This window comes from Thermococcus sp. 2319x1, assembly GCF_001484685.1.
GTDB lineage: Archaea > Methanobacteriota_B > Thermococci > Thermococcales > Thermococcaceae > Thermococcus_A.
This window is the reverse complement of the sequence record NZ_CP012200.1, coordinates 1,731,257-1,749,469: the sequence shown is the minus strand read 5'-3', so window position 1 is coordinate 1,749,469 and position 18,213 is coordinate 1,731,257. Positions and strand designations below refer to the sequence as shown.

Below are 18,213 nucleotides of genomic sequence, written 5' to 3'. Positions count from 1 at the left end.
CATTTTCCCCTCCGGCTTTTAGTTCCTTCGCTACAATTTTCCAAAATTGGAATTTGGGTAGATGAAGCAATCTTTGACGGTTACGTTTCCGTATGATTTTCCCGCTCCCCCCGAGGCTGTACTTTCTGTTTTAAGTTGATAAATGCAAAATTCCCAAACGCTCATCTAGATATTCTGGTTGATATTAGTTCTGGGAACCACCCCCACCTGTTATTCAAAAGCAACGCCAGAAAGTCCAAATAACCCTGCAACTCAAGCTGGCACACGATACTTCCTCGGATAAGCCCTCAGAAAACCATGCCTGTTCTCACAACTGTTAACATGCTCACAACGTGCAAACTCTCTCCCAGAATGATTAACCCGCTCATGAGAATTAATAACCCCCAAACCCTCCCTCAGAGAATCATAAATGGAATACTCGTCAGTAAAAACCTTCAGTTCTCCCGCAATCAAGCTACTCCGTTTGGCCAGCGGATTTGTCTGATTGTTCTGTAGCACTCTTCTGGGTCTGGTAAGAATAATCTTCGGGCGATTATGTCGTTTGTAATTACCCCTGTCATGATCTAATACTCGGGAAGAAAACTTAAAACCTTTCAGCCACAATAAGTAGATGAGCCAAAAGGATAAGGGTGTTATTTATGAATGAGGATTCTAACAAGAGAACAAAAGAAATCTCTGAGTACATTAGACAGTGTGTAGAGCATCCTGAGGAGCACCTTGAACATTGGGAGGACTGGCTTAGGGCTGGGAGAAGAAGGTTTCTGCTCCTGAATGTTATTTACTACCTCCAGCATGTTAGAGGGAAGAGCAGAGGAGTTACTAAAAATGACCTTGAAGAATTCTTGGCAGTTCTCTACTATGTGGATCGAGAAATGTTCTTCAATATCATAAAACCGTGGAAATCTTTAGACGACACTCTTGAAGAGCTTTTGGAACAAAAGCTAATTGTCCAGACTCCGAAAGGGGCATATCTGGTAAATGAAGAAAAAATTAAAACTGAAAAAGATTTAATTTACTGGAAAAGTGTAAAAAGAATACTTGACAAAGTTAGCAACAAAATTGAGGTGTTAGGATGTCAAGGTTAATTGAGGGTAAGCGTAAAGAACTACATGAGAGATTAATCCTTTGGAAGAACTTTGTTGAATTTGTTGGAAAGAGAGATGAGTCGTATTTTGACTTGACAGGTAATTCTGGATGGTTGAGAAACATAGAAGACATTACTGAAATTGTTAGAAAGCTCGAAAACAAAGAGGGCGATATGCCAAAGCTTCTCAAAGAACTGTTTAATAAGAAGATATGGGCTGGAAATATTTGGCTTCTCAAGAGCTTTCTAAGTGGGGCTCCAAAAGCGGATATCCAAAAGCTTGCTGAAGTAGTTGTTGATGTAAAAAATTCAAACGAATTTAGGGAAGAATGGGTGGATGAAGTTTATGAACTTCTTAAAAAGCATTATCCTCAAGCTGAGAATTTCTCTGGGCTAAAAGGTAACTTATTCAACATCTTTGGTGAGCTGTATGGGAAGTTGCACATAGAAACTTGCCCAATAATGAACGCATGCTCCAGAAGGTTTCTAGAGGGATACTATTCATTCGATAAACACAATTACAATGAATTCAAAGAGACCTTTGAAGAACTGAAAAAAGAATATCTAAAAATCGCGGGTAAACTCTCGGAAAATGTATTTCCAATTAATGCTGAAATTGACCAGATGTTCAACTTCTTTGACAAAGTTAAGGTCTGGCAGATGTATCCCGGTGAGGAAGGCAAATTTTTAGAAGCATTTTACAATGAAAAAAGGATATTTATTGGATGGGGAAAAGTCGGAGACATTTCCATGATTGCAAAAGATATTAACTCTCAAAAAGGCCTTAGAGAAGCATTGGGGCAAAAGCTTCGGGAGATTTATCAATATACCTCTAAAGGAGCTAATCCTGTTGCAACTATGCTAATCAATTTTTACAACATGAATATCGGGGATATTGTTGTACTAAAGAAGGGAATTAACAGGGTAGTTGCCATCTGTAAAGTTACGGGAAAATACAAATATCTCGAAGAGTCCCCGATTGAAGGCACGGATTACAATCACTCGAGGAGAGTTGAGTTTATTTGGTACAATTCCGACGGTGTTACTGTGGAAGAGCTTCCTTCAATTCCATACACTCTAGAAAAACTTGACTGGGGCAAATTTGGAAAAGTCTTGGAAAGTGTTCTAAATGGCTTAAATAGCGATTCCAACAATAACGAACAGATTCCTCCCGAGTTATCTGAAGAAATAACTCAGCTCCTAGAAAGAAAAGGTCAAATTATTCTCTACGGTCCACCAGGAACCGGAAAAACTTGGCTCGCCCAAAATTATGTGAGATTAGAAACAAAAGAAAATACACCAGGAAATAGGTGGGACTTTGTAACCTTCCACCAATCTTACAGTTATGAGGAGTTCATTGAGGGCTTCAGACCAGTCAGCAAAGGAGAGAATGTTGTCTATGTGGTTGAGGATGGAATTTTCAAGAAGATTGCTCTTAAGGCAATTGTTGAGACTCTGAAAAGACATAAGGAATTACTCGGAGACTTTGCCGATGAACTTGACGAACTTCTCCAATATCTAAGACAAGATGCTGTAAAAGATTACGGAAGATACCACGAGCTCAAGAAGAAGCTATGGGGGAGACTACTATCGCTGTCTAAAGAAAAAAGAGAAGGTATCTTCAAAGACAAAGACGCTCCAAAATTCTACCTTATCGTTGATGAAATTAATCGTGGTAATATTAGCAAAATCTTTGGCGAGCTGATAACTCTCCTTGAAAATGACAAACGCTTAGGCGAGGAAAACGAAATCATTGTGACCCTCCCATATTCAGGAGAACCATTTGGTGTTCCACCTAACTTGTACATCATTGGGACTATGAACACGGCAGACAGAAGCATTGCATTACTTGACGTCGCACTAAGGAGAAGGTTTGCATTTCTGGAGATTGAACCACAGCCAAAAGAACTGGAGAACAAGACCATTGAAGGGATAAACCTAAAAGAGCTACTTGAAAAGCTGAACATTAAAATTGAGGCAATTAAAGACAGGGACCACAGGATAGGCCACAGCTATTTCATGAAAGTCAAAACACTAGAGGATCTTTGGTTTGCTTGGTACTATGAGATAATACCTTTACTCATGGAGTACTTCTACAATGACTGGGACTCCCTGCGGTGGTTACTTGGAAGTGAATTTGTCGAGGAGGTCATCCCTGCAAGCAAATTCAACACAGCTTCCAACATGCAAATAGAGGCTAGTTCAATTTACAAAATCAAAAAATATGACTTAGGAACAGAGAAGAGTGATTTTATTAAAGCTCTTCAGGAGATCATCAATTCAGTACCTGAAGTTTCAGAGAAAACCACTTCAGGAAATCCTGAAAGCTCTCAGGAATTGGAAAATGGTTTCCAACAATCTGAACAAAGCTGATTTAGGGGAGCTCTATGCCTTCCTTCAAAATTTTAACCCTCTACGAGCATGACGAAGTTTCTTATGGGTGTCTCTCAAAAAAGCTGGGGATATCAGAGCATGAGATAGAAAAAAGTTTAAGGAAATTGAATAGGGCATTTGCCAGAAATCCTCCCAAATCAATGTCCAATGACAGTCCAGAAGAAACGGAGTTAAATGAAAATAAGGGATTCCTACTTCTCTACAGCGATGCAGTAAGGGCTCGGCATTATGTCGGTTTTGCGACCATTGATAACTTGCTCATCCAAGTGCTTCCTAAAGTCTTCAAGTCAAAAGGTTCAAATAAGAACTGCACAAATCAACAAAACTATCAAGGCCAGAAAGAAGCTCTTTTAGCATTTATTCGCATGCTTAACGTGTCCTATGGTCTGAAAATTCGAGATGTAGAATTGGCCAACCTTAGATACTCAAAAATTCCTAATAGCATCCTCGAAATATTTATTCACCTTTTCGCAAAAAGCCTGTGGGAGGAAGTGCAGAAAGGTTACTACCGTGAATATCAAGAGATACAGCAGGAAGAGAAGTTTCTAAGGGGGAAACTTCTGGTTAGCAGGCAGATAAAGAAGTTGCCTCACAAAAGACACACATTCAGTGTTGAACTTCATGAGTTCAGTGAGGACAACCTCCTTAACCAGATATTCTATGCAACGATACGGTTTTCGCTCTCAAAAACAATGTGGCTGGCCAACAAGAAGTTGCTGAGCGAGCTCATGATGGTGTTTGATGGTGTGAGTTTTAGACGGATAACTGAGGCTGATTTGAGAAAAGTGCATTTTACTCGTCTCAATGATCGATTTAGAAAACCCTTTAACCTTGTTAAGATTATTTTGAAATCTTTTGGTGGCATTTCTGGAGAAGAAGTTGGAGGATTCTTCGTTGACATGAATGAATTGTTTGAGCGGTTCATACTGTGGGTGCTCAAGAAAAGCCTCCAAGAGTATGAAGTCGAGTATCAGAGAGAGTTGAATTTATTTGATGAGAAAAAAGGAGGAAACATAATAACAAGAAAACAGTATCCTGATTTTATTATTAGTAAGAACAGCATTCCTGTTGCAGTATTAGATGCCAAATACAGGCCCCTAGGGATTAAAGAGGGCAAACTTCAGATTAGTCCAGATTTGCTGAGGCAGGTTTACGTTTATGCCAAGATTCTTGAGGAAAAATATGATGTTAGTAGAGTACCTACTGTCCTCATATTCCCCAAGAGCTATACGTACAACTCAAGCATTAAGACAGAAGACAATGAAGCCACAGTTGGTAGTGCTATGTTTTTTGATGGCAGGAAGCTCTTAGTTATGGTGTATGACATGGAAACTCTCAAAAAGGAGCTTAAAATTGAGGAAATTGAGAAGAAATTTGGGGAATCACTTAAGAAATCACTTTGTGATCTTCTGAATCCATGAAGTAACTTGAATGCAAACGAGGAATAACATCTCGAATTGGGGACAATATGAGGATTCTTTTAAGTGGCTTGAAAAGGAGCTTTCTGAGGGCTTCATTTGGAGCAATTTGTAACATCTGGGTTTGGAGACAATACACGTATTTTGACCACAATAATTTTCCTTAGAAACATGAAATTTTAATCATGTGTAAAAAGAAGGCATGAGAGGGCTGTTTTCACAGCGAGAGTGTTGATTAAAAATAACGCTCATCTAGATATTCTGGTTGATATTAGTTCTGAGAACCACCATGAGAATTAATAATCCCCAAACCCTCCTTCAGAGAATCATAAGTGGTGGTCGAATATTGTTCTTGTTAGGTCGTTGAAGTGTTTTCTGCAGTTTTTGCAGTGGTATTTCTGGGCTCTTTTCGGCGTGTGTCCGTTCTTCTGAATGTTTTTACTGCCGCAGTATTAGCTACTCCGTTTGGCCAGCGGATTTGTCTGATTGTCCTGTAACACTCTTCTTGGTCTGGTAAGAATAATCTTCGGGCGATTATGTCGTTTGTAATTACCCCTGTCATGAAGAAAACTTAAAAACCTTTCAGCCACAATAAGTAGATGAGCCTTCCCTCAAATATCCACATAGGGCTGGAAATTAATAAATTTTTCTAAACGGGAGTCCCAACGTAGATTCCGTGCCTTGTTCTCACTATTTTGACCTTAATTTCATCGCCAACTTTTGCGTTCGTGTTTATTATCTCTATTAACCTACTCCTTGCTGTTCCGAGCATTTCTCCATCAATTCTTCCCGGGAGGATGACTTTTGCTTTGACAACTTCTCCGGTGTGGAACTGCAAGGGAATAAATTTTCTCCTGTGCATCCCAAAGTGTTCTGGTCTTAGAACAAGTGGTCTCATCCCGGTTTTTTCTTCAAGAGTTCTCAACCATGCGTAGAACTCTTTAAATGATAGAAACTTTACTGTGGGATGTCTCCCGAACTTATAGGGGACGTAGTTCTGGAAACCCAAAGCAGGCCATCTTTTCCCGGCACCAATTTTTCTTGCAAACTCTATAAATTTCTCCGCTTCATTGTCGTTTATCCCAAAAATTATTACCGGAGCCAAAAGAACGTCAATCCCGGCATTTACAAGTGCCTCAGCCATCTCCAAAACATGGTTGAGATCGTACTCCTTCATTCCCATTAACATTTTTGCCTTTTCGGGATCAAGGGAGTGAATTGAGAGGTTTACCCTATCCAAACCTGCCTCTGCCAGCTCTTCAACAAGTTTATCGTTTAGCAACACCCCATTGCTCTGCATCGAAATCACACTAACGTTTGGGTTTTCCCTAAGCCCTTGGACGAGTTCTACAATGAACGGATATAGCAGAGGTTCACCTTGCCCATCTAAATGGGCTTCCAGACCTTTGCCCTTAAACCTGGCAACCTCATCGAACCATTTCAGCAGATAGTCGATATCAACAACGTAATCAAGAAGCCGGGTTCTTGAGTATGGCCCCTCATCAACGGAGCAGAAGATGCATGAGACATTACACCCAGTTGAGCCTCTGATTTGAATTAGATTAGTCCCCCTATCTATCAAACCAAATCCGTTATATCCCAAAAGAGGAACTTCCATCCCTTCGTGGATGTATACCACTTTTCTTCTCGTGTACCTGCTCCTTAAAAATTCTCCAAGGTGGCTCTGAATGAAGAAGGCAATGAATTTTTCAATCTCTTCGCTTTCTGTATTCACTACAAGGTATCCATTCTCAACGTGAATTTCGGGTTTAACTCTAAATTTTCTTCTAATGGCCTTTTCAAGGAGGGCTTTTTCAAAATCAGCATAGAGGGTGTTTCTCCAGATTAATCTTATGCTATTGTCAACTTCCTCAAAATACGAATTTGGAAGCTTTATTCTCATAACGTTCCCCTTTAATGGTTATGCTCTTTTAAAACTTTAGCAAAACTTATAAAACTATAATTGGACACAGTTCTGCATGGAAACATTTTAATACTTTTGTAGCAAACGGTCTAATGATGAACTATTATGAACAGGGGTGGGGAAAATGTGGGGCAGAATTGAGCACTACTTTGATGAGTATCCGGTAAGAAAGCAAATAGCAAAACTGTTATTGAAATACGGTCTCAAGGTTTCGGATGATATGAAAATAAAATGCGGCAACATAGAGGTTCCGTACACAAAAATAGCCAAGGCCCTCGACGTTGATAGAAGGGTTGTCAAGGAGACTGTTTCCATGATACTAAAAATCCCGGAGCTTAGAGAGGTATACACGAACCTCGAGCCCACAGTTCATATGAAGTTCGTCGGAAGGCATGTCGGATATGGAGTCATAGAGATAGAGCCCGAGCCAAGGGCCATAGGGATACTGGCAAAGATAGCATCAAAGATTGCAGAGAGAGGGATAAACATTGTACAGGTTGTTGCAGAAGATCCGGAGCTTTATCCGGAGGCCACTTTGACCATAATCACCGAGAAGCCTATTCCAGGAGAACTGATAAATGAACTATCGAAGCTTGAGGGTGTTAAGCGTATTTCCATTTATTGAGCTCTCTTTTAACTTATTATCTTGATGTACACATTGGGCCATAATCTTGATACGGTTTGTCGGTGATTTTTCTTTATGTTAAATTCAGGAAAGCAAGTTTTTATTTGTTTAACCATTGGTTTTTAACCTTTTGGTATTTTGATAAGGTTTATAAATATCAATCTCCCAATAAAGGTTAGAAACGTTAGGTGTAAAAAATTTCAACCTTGGCTTGTGGAGGGTTGTTAAATGGGAGAAGCAAGCAAGATAAGCCGGTACATCTACACCGTTTTGATATTGTTTATTATTTGGTTGTTTTTAACCAGCAGCCTTGATCCTCAAGAGCTCACCATCGGGGCGATATTTTCATTAATGGTTGGAGCGCTGACCTACGAAGTTTTTACAGAGAGAGGCTTAGAAAACCTTAATCCGAAAAGGGTGCTGTATTTCATAGCGTACATACCCTACTTCCTTTGGGCAATGATAATGGCAAATCTGGACGTTGCATACCGTGTTTTACATCCAAAAAGGCCAATAAATCCGGGAATTGTTGAGTGCAGAACGGTTCTCACAAACAACGTTGGAAAGCTGGCTCTTGCCAATTCAATAACCCTAACCCCGGGCACAATTACCCTCGATGTTAAGGGCGATCGCTACTTCATCCACTGGATTGATGTTAAAGACAAAAGTGTAGAGGGGGCTTCTGAGAACATAACAAAACCCTTTGAAAAATTCCTGAAGGTGATCTTCGAATGATAGAGATTTATTTATACCTAATAGCCATCGCGGTTATTTTGAGCATGTACAGATTTTTCAGAGGACCAACGACAGCCGACAGAATAGTTGCGGTGGACATAATGACCACTTTAACCACCGGGCTGATGGTGCTGTTTGCCCTCTACTACAGGAGAGCAATATTCCTTGACGTGGCGTTAGTTTATGCAGTTCTTGCTTTCGTTGGAGTTATAGCCTTCGCCAGATACATGGAGGGAGGTCTATGAGCGTTGCCTCAATAATTGGCCAAGCCCTTGTGCTCTTTGGAACATTCTTCTATGTGCTCTCTTCATTAGGTCTCATTAGAATGCCCGATGTTTACAACAGAATGCAAACTGCAACCAAGAGCGCTACTTTGGGGTCCCTTGGCGTCATCATTGGAACTGGGATATGGGCCATTGGAGAAGTTGGGAGCTATTCATGGATTCCAAAGACCTTGATAATTGCCGTGTTTTTGCTTTTGACAAATCCGATAGCGGCGCATGCACTAATTAGGGCTGCTTACAAGAGCGGAGTGCCTTTATGGGAAGGCAGCGTCGTGGATAAGTACAAGGAGGCAAATTATTCTTTGGAGCAAGTGGAAGAGATTGGAGAGAGTTTGGAAGAACCCTCCCAGGAGGTTGAGACGAATGAGTGACTGGGTTGCCATTTTTATAGCCGCTCTTATGATACTCTCCGCAATCTTCTCGGTTGAGTGGAGAGACCTTTTGGCGGCGGTAGTTGGAATGGCTGCAGTAAGCTTATTCGCCTCAATAGCCTTCTTCTTCCTCCAGGCGCCGGATGTGGCTATGGTTGAGGCAGCTATAGGGGCCGCTCTGAGCGCTGCAGTTTTCATCTTCGCAATAAAGAGAACCGAGAGATACGAGAGTGAGGAAGAAGGCACGGGATGGTGGGTGAGATGGTGAAGCGTATCCTCGCCATAGTTTTCATCTTGATAATAGGTTTCTGGATGGCAAAAGCCCTCGACCAGGTTCCCTTCGGAGAAGATAGAATGCTCGTAGGCAAATATTACCTCGAGCATGTTAAGGAAGAAACCGGAGCAGTAAACGCTGTAACCGCTGTGGTCGTTAACTACAGAGGTTTTGATACTCTGGGAGAAGTTACCGTGCTGTTCATAGCTTCCACAGGTGTTGCCGCCCTTCTATGGAGAAAGAAGAGGGAGAGAACTGCAAAAACAGAGGGAAGCGTTGTTTTAACAACCGGTGCAAGGCTCCTTTTACCCTTCATAATGCTCTTTGGGGCTTACATCTTCATCCACGGACACCTGACTCCGGGTGGAGGATTCCCTGGCGGGGCAACAATCGCAACAGCGTTCCTGTTCCTCTACTTGGCCTTTACGGTCTACGAAATAGATCACAAAATCTTTGAGCCCCTTGAAGGTCTCGCCGGTGTTGGCTACGTTACGGTTGGTCTTATAGGTTTAGCAATAGGCGGCTACTTCCTCTTTGACTGGATATGGCAAACATGGGGAATCGGAAGGGAAAATATAGGGAGACTTTTCAGTGCTGGTTTCATACCAATAATCTACACCCTAATCGGAATAAAGGTCGGCACTGAGCTTACCGGAATCGTTGACAACATGGTTAAAGAGCCCGAGGAGGGAGGGCAATGAACCCCTACTACTTTGCTTCAATCGCATTAATCCTTATCGGATTTTATGCAGTGTTGGTAAAGAGGAACGTCCTTAAGATGCTCGTTGGGCTCAGCATAATGGAAACCGGGGTTAATTTACTGCTCATTAGTGTTGGCTATGTGAGCGGAAAAAGCGCCCCCATACTTAGCGAGGGAATAACTCCAGATAAAGCCGTGGATCCAATTCCTCAAGCTCTGGTTCTTACGGCAATAGTTATTGGCGTTGCAACAACTGCGATGGCCTTGAGTGTTGTTATAAACCTCTACGAGAAGTACAAGACCCTTAATGTAGAAGAGATAAGGAGGTTGAGGGGATGAGTCAGTACGCTTCACTCCTCATCGCGTTACCGTTGTTTAGTGCATTCTTCATTCCAATACTCAAGAGAATTAGCAAAAATGCAGTGATGCCCTTCTTGGCTTTGGTAACGCTAATCCAGACCGGAATTGCAGCATGGGTGTTTAGCGAGGTTTACTCAACTGGAAAGCCCATAATAATCATGACAGGTGGATTCAAGCCCCCAGTGGGAATCAACCTTTACATTGGGCACTTTGCAGCACTCTTCGTCTTAGTTATTGCAGTTGCCAGCTTCCTGATGGCAATCTTTAGCGTTAAATCCGTTAGCGTTGAACCAAAGGACAAGTATGCAATGTTGTTCTTGCTCCTCATGCTCGGTGCAACCGGTATGATTTCCACTGGAGACCTCTTCAACCTCTTCGTCTTCATGGAGATCACCGCAATCAGCGCTTATGCATTGACCGCTTACAACAAAACCGGAGAAGCGAGTGAAGCTGCTCTAAAGTACATTGTCCTCGGAGGAGTTGGCTCAAGCTTTTTCCTCGTCGGTATCGCCTTGATTTACGGTAGTCTTGGAACGCTCAACATGGCTCACATTGCACAGTTGGCAAATCTAATTAATCCCATCGCTGCTAAAGTAGGTTTAGCATTGCTTATCTTTGGATTGGCAGTTGAGGCGGAGCAGTTCCCACTTAACGCCTGGGCGCCTGATGCGTATCAAGAAGCCCCACACCCAGTGACGGCAATGTTCTCCGCCTTTGTGGTTAAAGCCTCTTTATACGCAATCGGAAGGGTTGTGTATATTCTCAGCGCCGCAGAAGGATGGAGTTCAATCCTAAGGTTGCTGATAATCTTGGGGACCCTCACTGTTATCGTTGGTGAGATGAGTGCGTTAAGACAGAGCAATGTCAAGAGAATGTTTGCCTATTCCAGTATAGCTCAGGTTGGTCTGATTGCCGTGGGCTTAGCCTTGGGAACAGCAAGCGGTGTAAGCGCAAGCGTATTCCATATGTTTAACCATGCAATAGTTAAAGCCCTTATGTTCTTGGCAGTTGGCTACGTTGCGGTGGAGCTTGGAGGGGCAGAAATGGACAAATTTGAAGGCTTAGGAAAGAGAATGCCGGTAACCGCGTTTGCAATAACCATTGGTGCAATAAGCATCATTGGGATACCGCTATTCAACATCTTCTGGAGCAAAATGCAACTTATCCTTGCCGCGTTAAATGCTCGGTACACTTGGGTGGTCGCACTGATCTTGGGTGCAAGCTTGGTGGAGGCTACCTATTACATAAGGCTGATACACACAATATGGTTCAAGGGAGAGGGCGAGAAAGTGAAGGAAAACAGCGTGCTGGCATTGGTGATGCTCTTGCTGGTGGCGTTAATAATGCTCATTGGAATCTATCCAGAACCATTCTGGAATGTTATGCAGAAAGCTGGAAGTGACATCTTCAACGTTGCCCAGTATGTTAAGAACGTTCCTCTAATGGGGGTGAGCCCATGAACGAACTTGCCTTAGTTATATTTGCTCCCCTAATAGCCGGTGCTCTGGCGTGGCTCATTGACATGAAAGGCATTAGAGAGACCCTTGGTGTTTTAGGAGCCGGGGTCTCACTCGGATACACCGCTCTGCTATACCAGAAGACGGGCGAGGGCCTTAGCTTTGTCCTCAACTTGGGCGTCTTTAAGCTAACCTTTGCCCTAAACACATTGAACTGGTTCTTCCTAGGGATAGGTGCTTTGGTGGGATTTTCGGCAGTTTTGGCACTGGTTTCGACTGCTAAGGACAGCTATGAATGGTTATTTGCGTTAATGAGCCTCAGCGGAGTACTTGGAGTATTCCTCGCAAACGACCTTATGACTTTCTTCATCTTCTGGGAAATAATGACCTTTGCGAGCTTCATGATGGTCCTCCGCTACAACAGAGCTGCTTCGCTAAAGTACTTCTTGTTGAGTGTCTTTGGAGCATATGCGATGCTTATTGCACTGGGAATTATTTACGCAAAGCTCGGCACGTTTGACTTTGCCCAGATACAGCAGGCAATGTACAAAGAAGCTTATGCAGCGGCTTTTGGGGCAGATACGGTTTTCAGCAAAGGTGAGAGCGCCCTTATATACCTGCTCTTCCTCATTGCATTTGGAGTTAAAGCGGGAATGTTTCCACTCCACGTTTGGGCGCCCGACGCTTACTCCGAGACCAATCAAAGCTACGCAGCAATGTTCAGCGGAGTTCTAAGCAAAGCCGGTGTTTATGGTCTTGTAATGCTCTACATCCTCATGGGGACTCGCCTGGCTATCGAACTTGGAGGGTTTAGAAGCACGACAAAGTTCGGCTACATTATAGCCTTCCTCGGTGGTTTAACAATAATCGTCGGTGGTCTTTTGGCGGCTCTTCAAGAGGACATAAGAAAGCTCTTCGCTTATTCAAGTATAAGCCAAATCGGCTACATACTGGTGGGCATAGGAGTGGGCACGGCTTTAAGCATGCAGGCAGCTCTGTTCCACGCTCTAAGCCACGCACTCTTCAAGGGGTTGTTCTTCCTCATAGTGGCCACCATCGTTTACAGAACGGGCAAGACGACCTTTGCGGACATGGGAGGACTGGCCGAGAAGATGCCCTTCACCTTCGCCATGGCCTTCGTGGCGATTTTAAGCTTAGCCGGAATACCCCCACTCGTTGGCTTTGCCAGCAAGTGGGTGCTCTTTGAAGCCGTTATAAGCCAGAACCTTCCAATACTTGGTGGTATAGTCTTCTTTGGAAGCGCAATAGGTTTTGTCTACCTAATAAGGTTCACATACGCCGTCTGGTTCGGGCAAAGGCCAACCGACCTTGACGACACCAAGGATGCCCCGCTGCCAATGGCGATAGCGATGGCAATCTTAGCACTTTTCAACGTTGTCCTGGGCATAGCGCCCGGCCTCGTTGCGAGGGAACTCAACAAAATATTTGGAAAGGAAGTTATCGGCGGAAACCTCTTCGTCCTCGACCTTGGCTTTGGAAGGTACAACGCTCTCGCGATAGTGATATACCTCATAGTGGGCATCATAATAGCTGGAATAATCTACTTCCTTGGGGCAAAGGTCAGGAAAGTGCCAGTTACCGATACATATCAATCCGCTAACCCCGTTACAATGGAGTACAACCTAACCATAAGGAGGAACTTCTTCCTTCCGCTCAAGGAGGCCCTTGCCTTCTGGCTCAGGATAAGCTTCGATAGGCTTTACCGCGACATTGGGGCATGGGTTGAGGACTTGGCCGAGGTTTTGAGAAACTACATCTACAACGGAAGCGTCCAAAGCTACGCGTGGTATCTGGCAATAATCTTGCTAATCCTTGCACTGTGGGGGGTGTAAAGAATGATTGAAACCGCTTTGAAGGCTCTCCTAATTTTAATTTATGCGACCTTTGTAGGGTTCATGTTCATGGGAATAATCAGAATAGTCACGGCAAGAATTCACAGAAGGATTGGGCCCCCGATTTACCAGCCCATCCTTGATACAATAAAGCTTCTCTCCAAAAAGAGCAACATAACCCACGGTTTGATCTACGACTTTGGCGTAATCTACGCTTTAGGAGCGACAATATTGGCCCTGATGTTCATTCCACTTGGCAGCATTGGAATCCTTAGAGCCTATGGTGATTTAATCCTCATCACCTTCCTCCTCGAAATCCCAATGCTGGGAATAATGTTCGCTGCAATGAGCTCGGGGAACCCTTATGCGGGCATTGGTGCCCAGAGAGCCCTGCTTACACTTTTAGCGATTCAAGTACCGCTCGGATTTGCCATAATCGCCTTGGCTGAATTTTACGGAACCTTCAGCACCTACGAAATAGTCATGGCCCAGCAGACAATGGGCTGGAGCATAATTCACCTTCCGCTCTTGCTTGCTGCGATAGCCTATGATATTGTCCTGCAGGCGATGTTCGGAAAGGAGCCCTTCGACATCATGATAGCCCCGGGTGAGATATCCCTCGGTCCAATGGTGGAGTTCGGAGGAAAGCACATGGGAATACTGCAGATACAGCACGCCATAGCCCTCTTCGCGGAGACGCTGTTCTTCGCCAACATCTTCCTCGGCGGAGGAGTGGTCACGGCATTTGCAAGTCCGATACTCAACACCATAGCGAGCCTTGCCGTGCTCCTCGTCAAGCAGGTGGCGGTACTGCTGATAGCGACATTCGTTGGCGCAATATTCCCGAGGTTCACCATAGATCAAGCCGCAAAGTTCTACTGGAAGTGGCCCACAATTATAGCGGCCCTTGGAGCTATCTTAGCAAGCTTGTGAGGTGGAGAAGATGGTAGATTGGAGGTTGTATGAACCGCTCATCAACTTTGCGAGAAAGAGAAGCATGTGGATTGTTGCATTCTGTACAGGATGTGGGGGTATAGAAATGCCCCCATTAATGACCTCAAGATACGACCTTGAGCGTTTCGGTATGATGCCCAATCCAGCGCCGAGAATGGCCGATCTCTTCCTCATCACCGGTTATGTAACTCCAAAGACCCTGAAGAGAATAATAATAACCTACGAGATGCAGCCCGATCCTAAGTACGTACTCGCCCACGGTTCATGTCCCCTCAACGGCGGCATTTACTGGGACGCTTACAACGCAATAAAGCACCTTGATAAGTACATCCCGGTGGATGTGGCAATAGCCGGCTGTATGCCGAGGCCGGAGGCTGTGATGGACGGAATAAAGAAGATGATGGAACTCATAGAAACGGGCAAAGCCGATGGATGGAAGCGCTACAGGGAAAACTACGAATACTATAAGAAGAACCAGGACGAGCTCTTTGGTGAGGGCTGGAGGGAGAGAACCGCGAGAAGATGGATTCCATGGCTAATGAATAAAAAGAAAGAAACTGGAGGAGGAGAGCAATGAGCCTTGAAAAAGAGCAGGTAATCGTGGATACCATACTCCAAAAAGCACCGTACGCAGAGGGGAGGGTTAGAAGGCAGAGAAGAATAGAATTCAAGATTCCAGCCGACAGGATAAGGGAGTTTCTTCTCCTCCTCAAGGAAAACAACTTTGAGTCGATGATGCAGATAACGGCGGTTGATTGGCCAAAGGACGGTGAGATAGAGCTCGTTTACCAGATGTGGAGCTACACATATGCAGTTCATGCCTTTGTAAAGACGAGGATTCCAAGGGACGTTGATAGGGCAAAGGTTCCAAGTGTTAGGGACATCTATCCGGTAGCAGAAACTTATGAGAGAGACGCCCATGAATTCTACAAGGTAACCTTTGAGGGTAACGATAAGCTTGAAATGCCATGGATTCTTGAAGATGAGGACAGAGAAGCCGGGGTTTCTCACAGGAAGGACTTTGACATGCTTGGCTATGTCAAGAGGAAGTACAAACTGCTCGATAGGTTTGAAGAGGATAAGGAAAACTATGTGATCTGAGGTGAGATAGATGGTTTCACAACAGGAGTTGATTAGGGAAGCGAGAGAAAATGGGATGGAGCTTTTACCCCTTGAAAAGGACACTTACGAGTTGTTCTTTGGGCCACAGCACATGGCCACCGAGAACTACAGCCTAATCCTTAAAATGGACGGTAACAGGGTGGTCAAGGCCATAGCTAACCCCGGTTTCCTCCACAGAGGGTTTGAGAAGCTTGCCGAATACAGGCCATGGTACACAAACATAGCCCTCCTTTTGAGAATATGCGTTCCCGAGCCAGATGTGCCGGAGGCAATCTACTCGATGGCAGTTGACGAGCTCATGGGATGGGAGGTTCCGGAGAGAGCCCAATGGATAAGGACAACGGTTCTCGAGATGGCAAGGGTTAGCGCTTACCTGTTCTGGACTATGGGAATGGCGTTTAAGCTCGGTGTCTACACCGCTGGACAGTGGGCCGCCGCTTATAGAGAGAGGTTCATGGCGCTCTTCGAGCAGCTTACCGGAGCGAGGGTTTATCACATCTACACGATTCCGGGCGGAGTTAGAAGGGACATACCCGGTGACAAGTGGTTAAGGCAGTTGAAGGACACTGTGGAGTATCTAAAAGACAAACTTAAAGACTTTGACAACGTCCTCTTTGAGAACTACATCACATTCAAGAGGCTTGAGGGAATTGGGGTTATGGACAAGAAATTTGCCTTAGAAGAAGGTGTAACCGGGCCAAACCTCAGAGCAACGGGAGTTAGGGCCGATGTCAGAAGGCTCGACCCATATCTCCTTTACCCAGAGCTTGACTTTGAGGTGCCGGTGCTTAGAGAGGGAGACGCCTTGGCAAGAGTTCTCGTAAGAAGGTTTGAACTTGAACAGGATCTTTACATCCTTGAACAGCTCCTTGAAATGGGGCCACCGAGCGGGCCATACAAGGTGGAGCACGCTGGCTTTAAGGCCCTTCCAAGGTTTAAGGTGCCAGCTGGAGACGCTTACGCTCACGTGGAGTCGAGCAAAGGTGACTTTGGGGCTTATGTAGTAAGCGATGGAGGAAACAAGCCTTACAGGGTTCAGATAAGAGGCCCGAGCATAGCCCATGGAATCAGAGTCATAGAGCAGCTTTTGGTTGGAGCGAGGTTGGCAGACGTGTCCGTGATTTTGGTGAGCCTCGACAACTGCCCACCCGACATAGACAGGTGATAAAAATGGAGAGCGCAAAACAGGTTGAATTTAAAGTTGCCCCTGAGGAGAAAGTTAAGAAGAAACCCTCATTCCTCAAGCCGTGGCTTGGGCTTAAGTACCTCTTCAAAAAACCCGTTACCATTAAGATTCCCTACGAACAGACACAAATAGCCGAGAAGTATAGGGGGTTCCACACGCTCAACTGGAAAACGTGCATAGGCTGTAACATGTGTGGCCAGATATGCCCAGCGAGGGCAATAGAGATGACTTGGATAGAGGGCGAGAAGAGGGCCCACCCGAAGATAGACTACGGACGCTGTACTTTCTGCCAGTTCTGTGTTGATGTCTGTCCCACAAATGCCTTGGGCTATGTGGAGAATTATCTCCTCACAACCGAGTGGAAAGAGGAAGAGCTTGAGCTATTTGACTGGGTTCCCCTGCCGGAGGAGAAGGTTAGAAAGTTCAAAGACTACAGGCATCCTTTAGCGAAGATAGAGCACCTTGAAGATGGTAGGGTAAGATACATCTTGAGGGACGGTGAAGCGATAGAGTTCAGGATTCTCGGCTACGGTCTAAAGCCACCGGCAAAGCCCAAGCCACCAGAGGAGAAAGAGGCTAAAGAAGAAAAGAAAGCCGAGTAGCCTCTTTTATTTTTCGCAAATTCTATAAGGCTTTACCCCCTTTTTCTTTTTGGTGGGAAAATTGAAAGTTGAAGCCCTCAAGAGCATTCTTAAGGAACTCGGTGTTGAATGCGCAAGAACAATCGAGGAGAAGGTTGACCTGCAGTTTTCGGCTTTGGAGAACCTTTACAAAAACCTTAACGATGGTGAGCTCTTTCTCAAGCTTGTGGTGGCTAATTCAATCGTTAGCTATCAGCTTTCTGCCAAAGGAGAGAACTGGTGGTGGGAGTTCTCGGAGTACTTCTCAAAAAACCCTCCAAAAGGCATCGTAGCAGCTTACTCCGAGTTCTTACCAAACTCGAAAACCAACAGGAGATTAATTCAGTCAAAGATGGCTCGTCTTAAAAAGCTGGAGCCTTTTTTGAACTCTCTAACGGGGGAGGATTTAAGGAATTACTACCACAACATGCTGAGATTTCGGGATCGTCTGGCAGGGGTCATGAGTTCAAAGGAAGATGCAAAAACAATTGTTTTTGCTGTAAAAATGTTTGGCTATGCCTCAAGGATAGCTTTCAAAGAGTTCATCCCCTATCCAATGGAAATCGACATCCCAAAAGACTTCAGAATCGAAAATTATACAAGAAGGTTTACATCCGAGGAGCCAGTAAAATTCTGGAGGAAAATTTCGAGGGAAGTTGGAATACCTCCCCTCCACATAGATTCCATCCTCTGGCCCGTACTCGGGGGAGATAGAAGGATCATTGAGAGACTGAAGAAGCACTGTGAAAAATCCGGGCTGGTTTTACAACTTGTGTCTCTTTGAGTTATTCTTTCGAACTTAGGAATGGAAACGTCGCTGAACTAATTAGGGTTTCTGAGTTTTGTTAGGAA

At 44.4% G+C, this 18,213-nt stretch carries 19 protein-coding genes; 18 read left to right on the top strand and 1 reads right to left on the bottom strand.

Annotated elements, in window-relative coordinates; translation table 11 throughout:
* Positions 1–638: 638 nt before the first annotated feature.
* From ADU37_RS09720 to ADU37_RS09710, 3 genes are read left to right on the top strand one after another with little or no spacing between them, the layout of a single operon-like run.
* On the top strand, positions 639–1,085 hold the full coding sequence (locus tag ADU37_RS09720) for a hypothetical protein (protein ID WP_058947396.1): 447 nt from the start codon (positions 639–641) through the stop codon (positions 1,083–1,085).
* Positions 1,073–3,457 (top strand): AAA family ATPase, encoded by a 2,385-nt coding sequence (locus ADU37_RS09715; protein WP_058947395.1) that lies wholly within the window; start codon positions 1,073–1,075, stop codon positions 3,455–3,457. Before ADU37_RS09720 ends, ADU37_RS09715 begins: the two co-directional genes overlap by 13 nt.
* A gap of 14 nt (positions 3,458–3,471) precedes the next feature.
* Complete coding sequence (locus ADU37_RS09710; protein WP_058947394.1) at positions 3,472–4,899, top strand: McrC family protein; 1,428 nt, start codon at positions 3,472–3,474, stop codon at positions 4,897–4,899.
* Between the two features lie 646 nt (positions 4,900–5,545).
* On the opposite strand, the gene ADU37_RS09705 is transcribed toward ADU37_RS09710, so the two are convergent.
* Positions 5,546–6,799, bottom strand: a complete 1,254-nt coding sequence (locus ADU37_RS09705) for a radical SAM protein (protein ID WP_058947393.1) — start codon at positions 6,797–6,799, stop codon at positions 5,546–5,548.
* Between the two features lie 145 nt (positions 6,800–6,944).
* On the opposite strand from ADU37_RS09705, the gene ADU37_RS09700 reads away from it, so the two are divergent.
* From ADU37_RS09700 to ADU37_RS09630, 15 genes are all read left to right on the top strand, one after another.
* Positions 6,945–7,445 (top strand): ACT domain-containing protein, encoded by a 501-nt coding sequence (locus tag ADU37_RS09700; protein ID WP_058947392.1) that lies wholly within the window; start codon positions 6,945–6,947, stop codon positions 7,443–7,445.
* 228 nt (positions 7,446–7,673) lie between these two features.
* Positions 7,674–8,180 (top strand): Na+/H+ antiporter subunit E, encoded by a 507-nt coding sequence (locus tag ADU37_RS09695; RefSeq protein WP_058947391.1) that lies wholly within the window; start codon positions 7,674–7,676, stop codon positions 8,178–8,180.
* The gene (locus ADU37_RS09690) at positions 8,177–8,425 is read left to right on the top strand and encodes a monovalent cation/H+ antiporter complex subunit F (protein WP_058947390.1); all 249 of its coding nucleotides are present in this window, start codon (positions 8,177–8,179) and stop codon (positions 8,423–8,425) included. The genes ADU37_RS09695 and ADU37_RS09690 overlap by 4 nt, the downstream gene beginning before the upstream one ends.
* Positions 8,422–8,835, top strand: coding sequence for a monovalent cation/H(+) antiporter subunit G (gene mnhG / locus ADU37_RS09685; RefSeq protein WP_058947389.1), 414 nt, complete (start codon positions 8,422–8,424; stop codon positions 8,833–8,835). The genes ADU37_RS09690 and mnhG overlap by 4 nt, the downstream gene beginning before the upstream one ends.
* On the top strand, positions 8,828–9,103 hold the full coding sequence (locus ADU37_RS09680) for a DUF4040 domain-containing protein (RefSeq protein WP_058947388.1): 276 nt from the start codon (positions 8,828–8,830) through the stop codon (positions 9,101–9,103). Before mnhG ends, ADU37_RS09680 begins: the two co-directional genes overlap by 8 nt.
* Positions 9,097–9,810 carry a Na(+)/H(+) antiporter subunit B gene (locus ADU37_RS09675; protein ID WP_058947387.1) on the top strand — a complete coding sequence of 238 codons (714 nt, stop codon included), beginning with the start codon at positions 9,097–9,099 and terminating at the stop codon, positions 9,808–9,810. Before ADU37_RS09680 ends, ADU37_RS09675 begins: the two co-directional genes overlap by 7 nt.
* Entirely contained in the window at positions 9,807–10,148 is a 342-nt protein-coding gene (locus tag ADU37_RS09670; RefSeq protein ID WP_058947386.1) for an NADH-quinone oxidoreductase subunit K, read from the top strand. The genes ADU37_RS09675 and ADU37_RS09670 overlap by 4 nt, the downstream gene beginning before the upstream one ends.
* Positions 10,145–11,629 (top strand): proton-conducting transporter membrane subunit, encoded by a 1,485-nt coding sequence (locus ADU37_RS09665; RefSeq protein WP_058947385.1) that lies wholly within the window; start codon positions 10,145–10,147, stop codon positions 11,627–11,629. Before ADU37_RS09670 ends, ADU37_RS09665 begins: the two co-directional genes overlap by 4 nt.
* Positions 11,626–13,479: a proton-conducting transporter membrane subunit gene (locus ADU37_RS09660; RefSeq protein ID WP_058947384.1), complete on the top strand. Its 1,854-nt coding sequence runs from the start codon at positions 11,626–11,628 to the stop codon at positions 13,477–13,479. Before ADU37_RS09665 ends, ADU37_RS09660 begins: the two co-directional genes overlap by 4 nt.
* 3 nt (positions 13,480–13,482) lie before the next feature.
* Positions 13,483–14,412 carry a respiratory chain complex I subunit 1 family protein gene (locus ADU37_RS09655; protein WP_058947383.1) on the top strand — a complete coding sequence of 310 codons (930 nt, stop codon included), beginning with the start codon at positions 13,483–13,485 and terminating at the stop codon, positions 14,410–14,412.
* Between the two features lie 10 nt (positions 14,413–14,422).
* Complete coding sequence (locus tag ADU37_RS09650; RefSeq protein WP_058947382.1) at positions 14,423–15,010, top strand: NADH-quinone oxidoreductase subunit B family protein; 588 nt, start codon at positions 14,423–14,425, stop codon at positions 15,008–15,010.
* Positions 15,007–15,534: an NADH-quinone oxidoreductase subunit C gene (locus ADU37_RS09645; RefSeq protein ID WP_058947381.1), complete on the top strand. Its 528-nt coding sequence runs from the start codon at positions 15,007–15,009 to the stop codon at positions 15,532–15,534. Before ADU37_RS09650 ends, ADU37_RS09645 begins: the two co-directional genes overlap by 4 nt.
* A gap of 10 nt (positions 15,535–15,544) precedes the next feature.
* Positions 15,545–16,720 (top strand): NADH-quinone oxidoreductase subunit D, encoded by a 1,176-nt coding sequence (locus ADU37_RS09640; protein ID WP_058947380.1) that lies wholly within the window; start codon positions 15,545–15,547, stop codon positions 16,718–16,720.
* A 5-nt stretch (positions 16,721–16,725) separates the two neighbouring features.
* Positions 16,726–17,343: an NADH-quinone oxidoreductase subunit NuoI gene (gene nuoI, locus ADU37_RS09635; protein WP_058947379.1), complete on the top strand. Its 618-nt coding sequence runs from the start codon at positions 16,726–16,728 to the stop codon at positions 17,341–17,343.
* Between the two features lie 61 nt (positions 17,344–17,404).
* Positions 17,405–18,145, top strand: a complete 741-nt coding sequence (locus tag ADU37_RS09630; protein ID WP_238981965.1) for an N-glycosylase/DNA lyase — start codon at positions 17,405–17,407, stop codon at positions 18,143–18,145.
* The last annotated feature ends 68 nt before the right edge of the window (positions 18,146–18,213 follow it).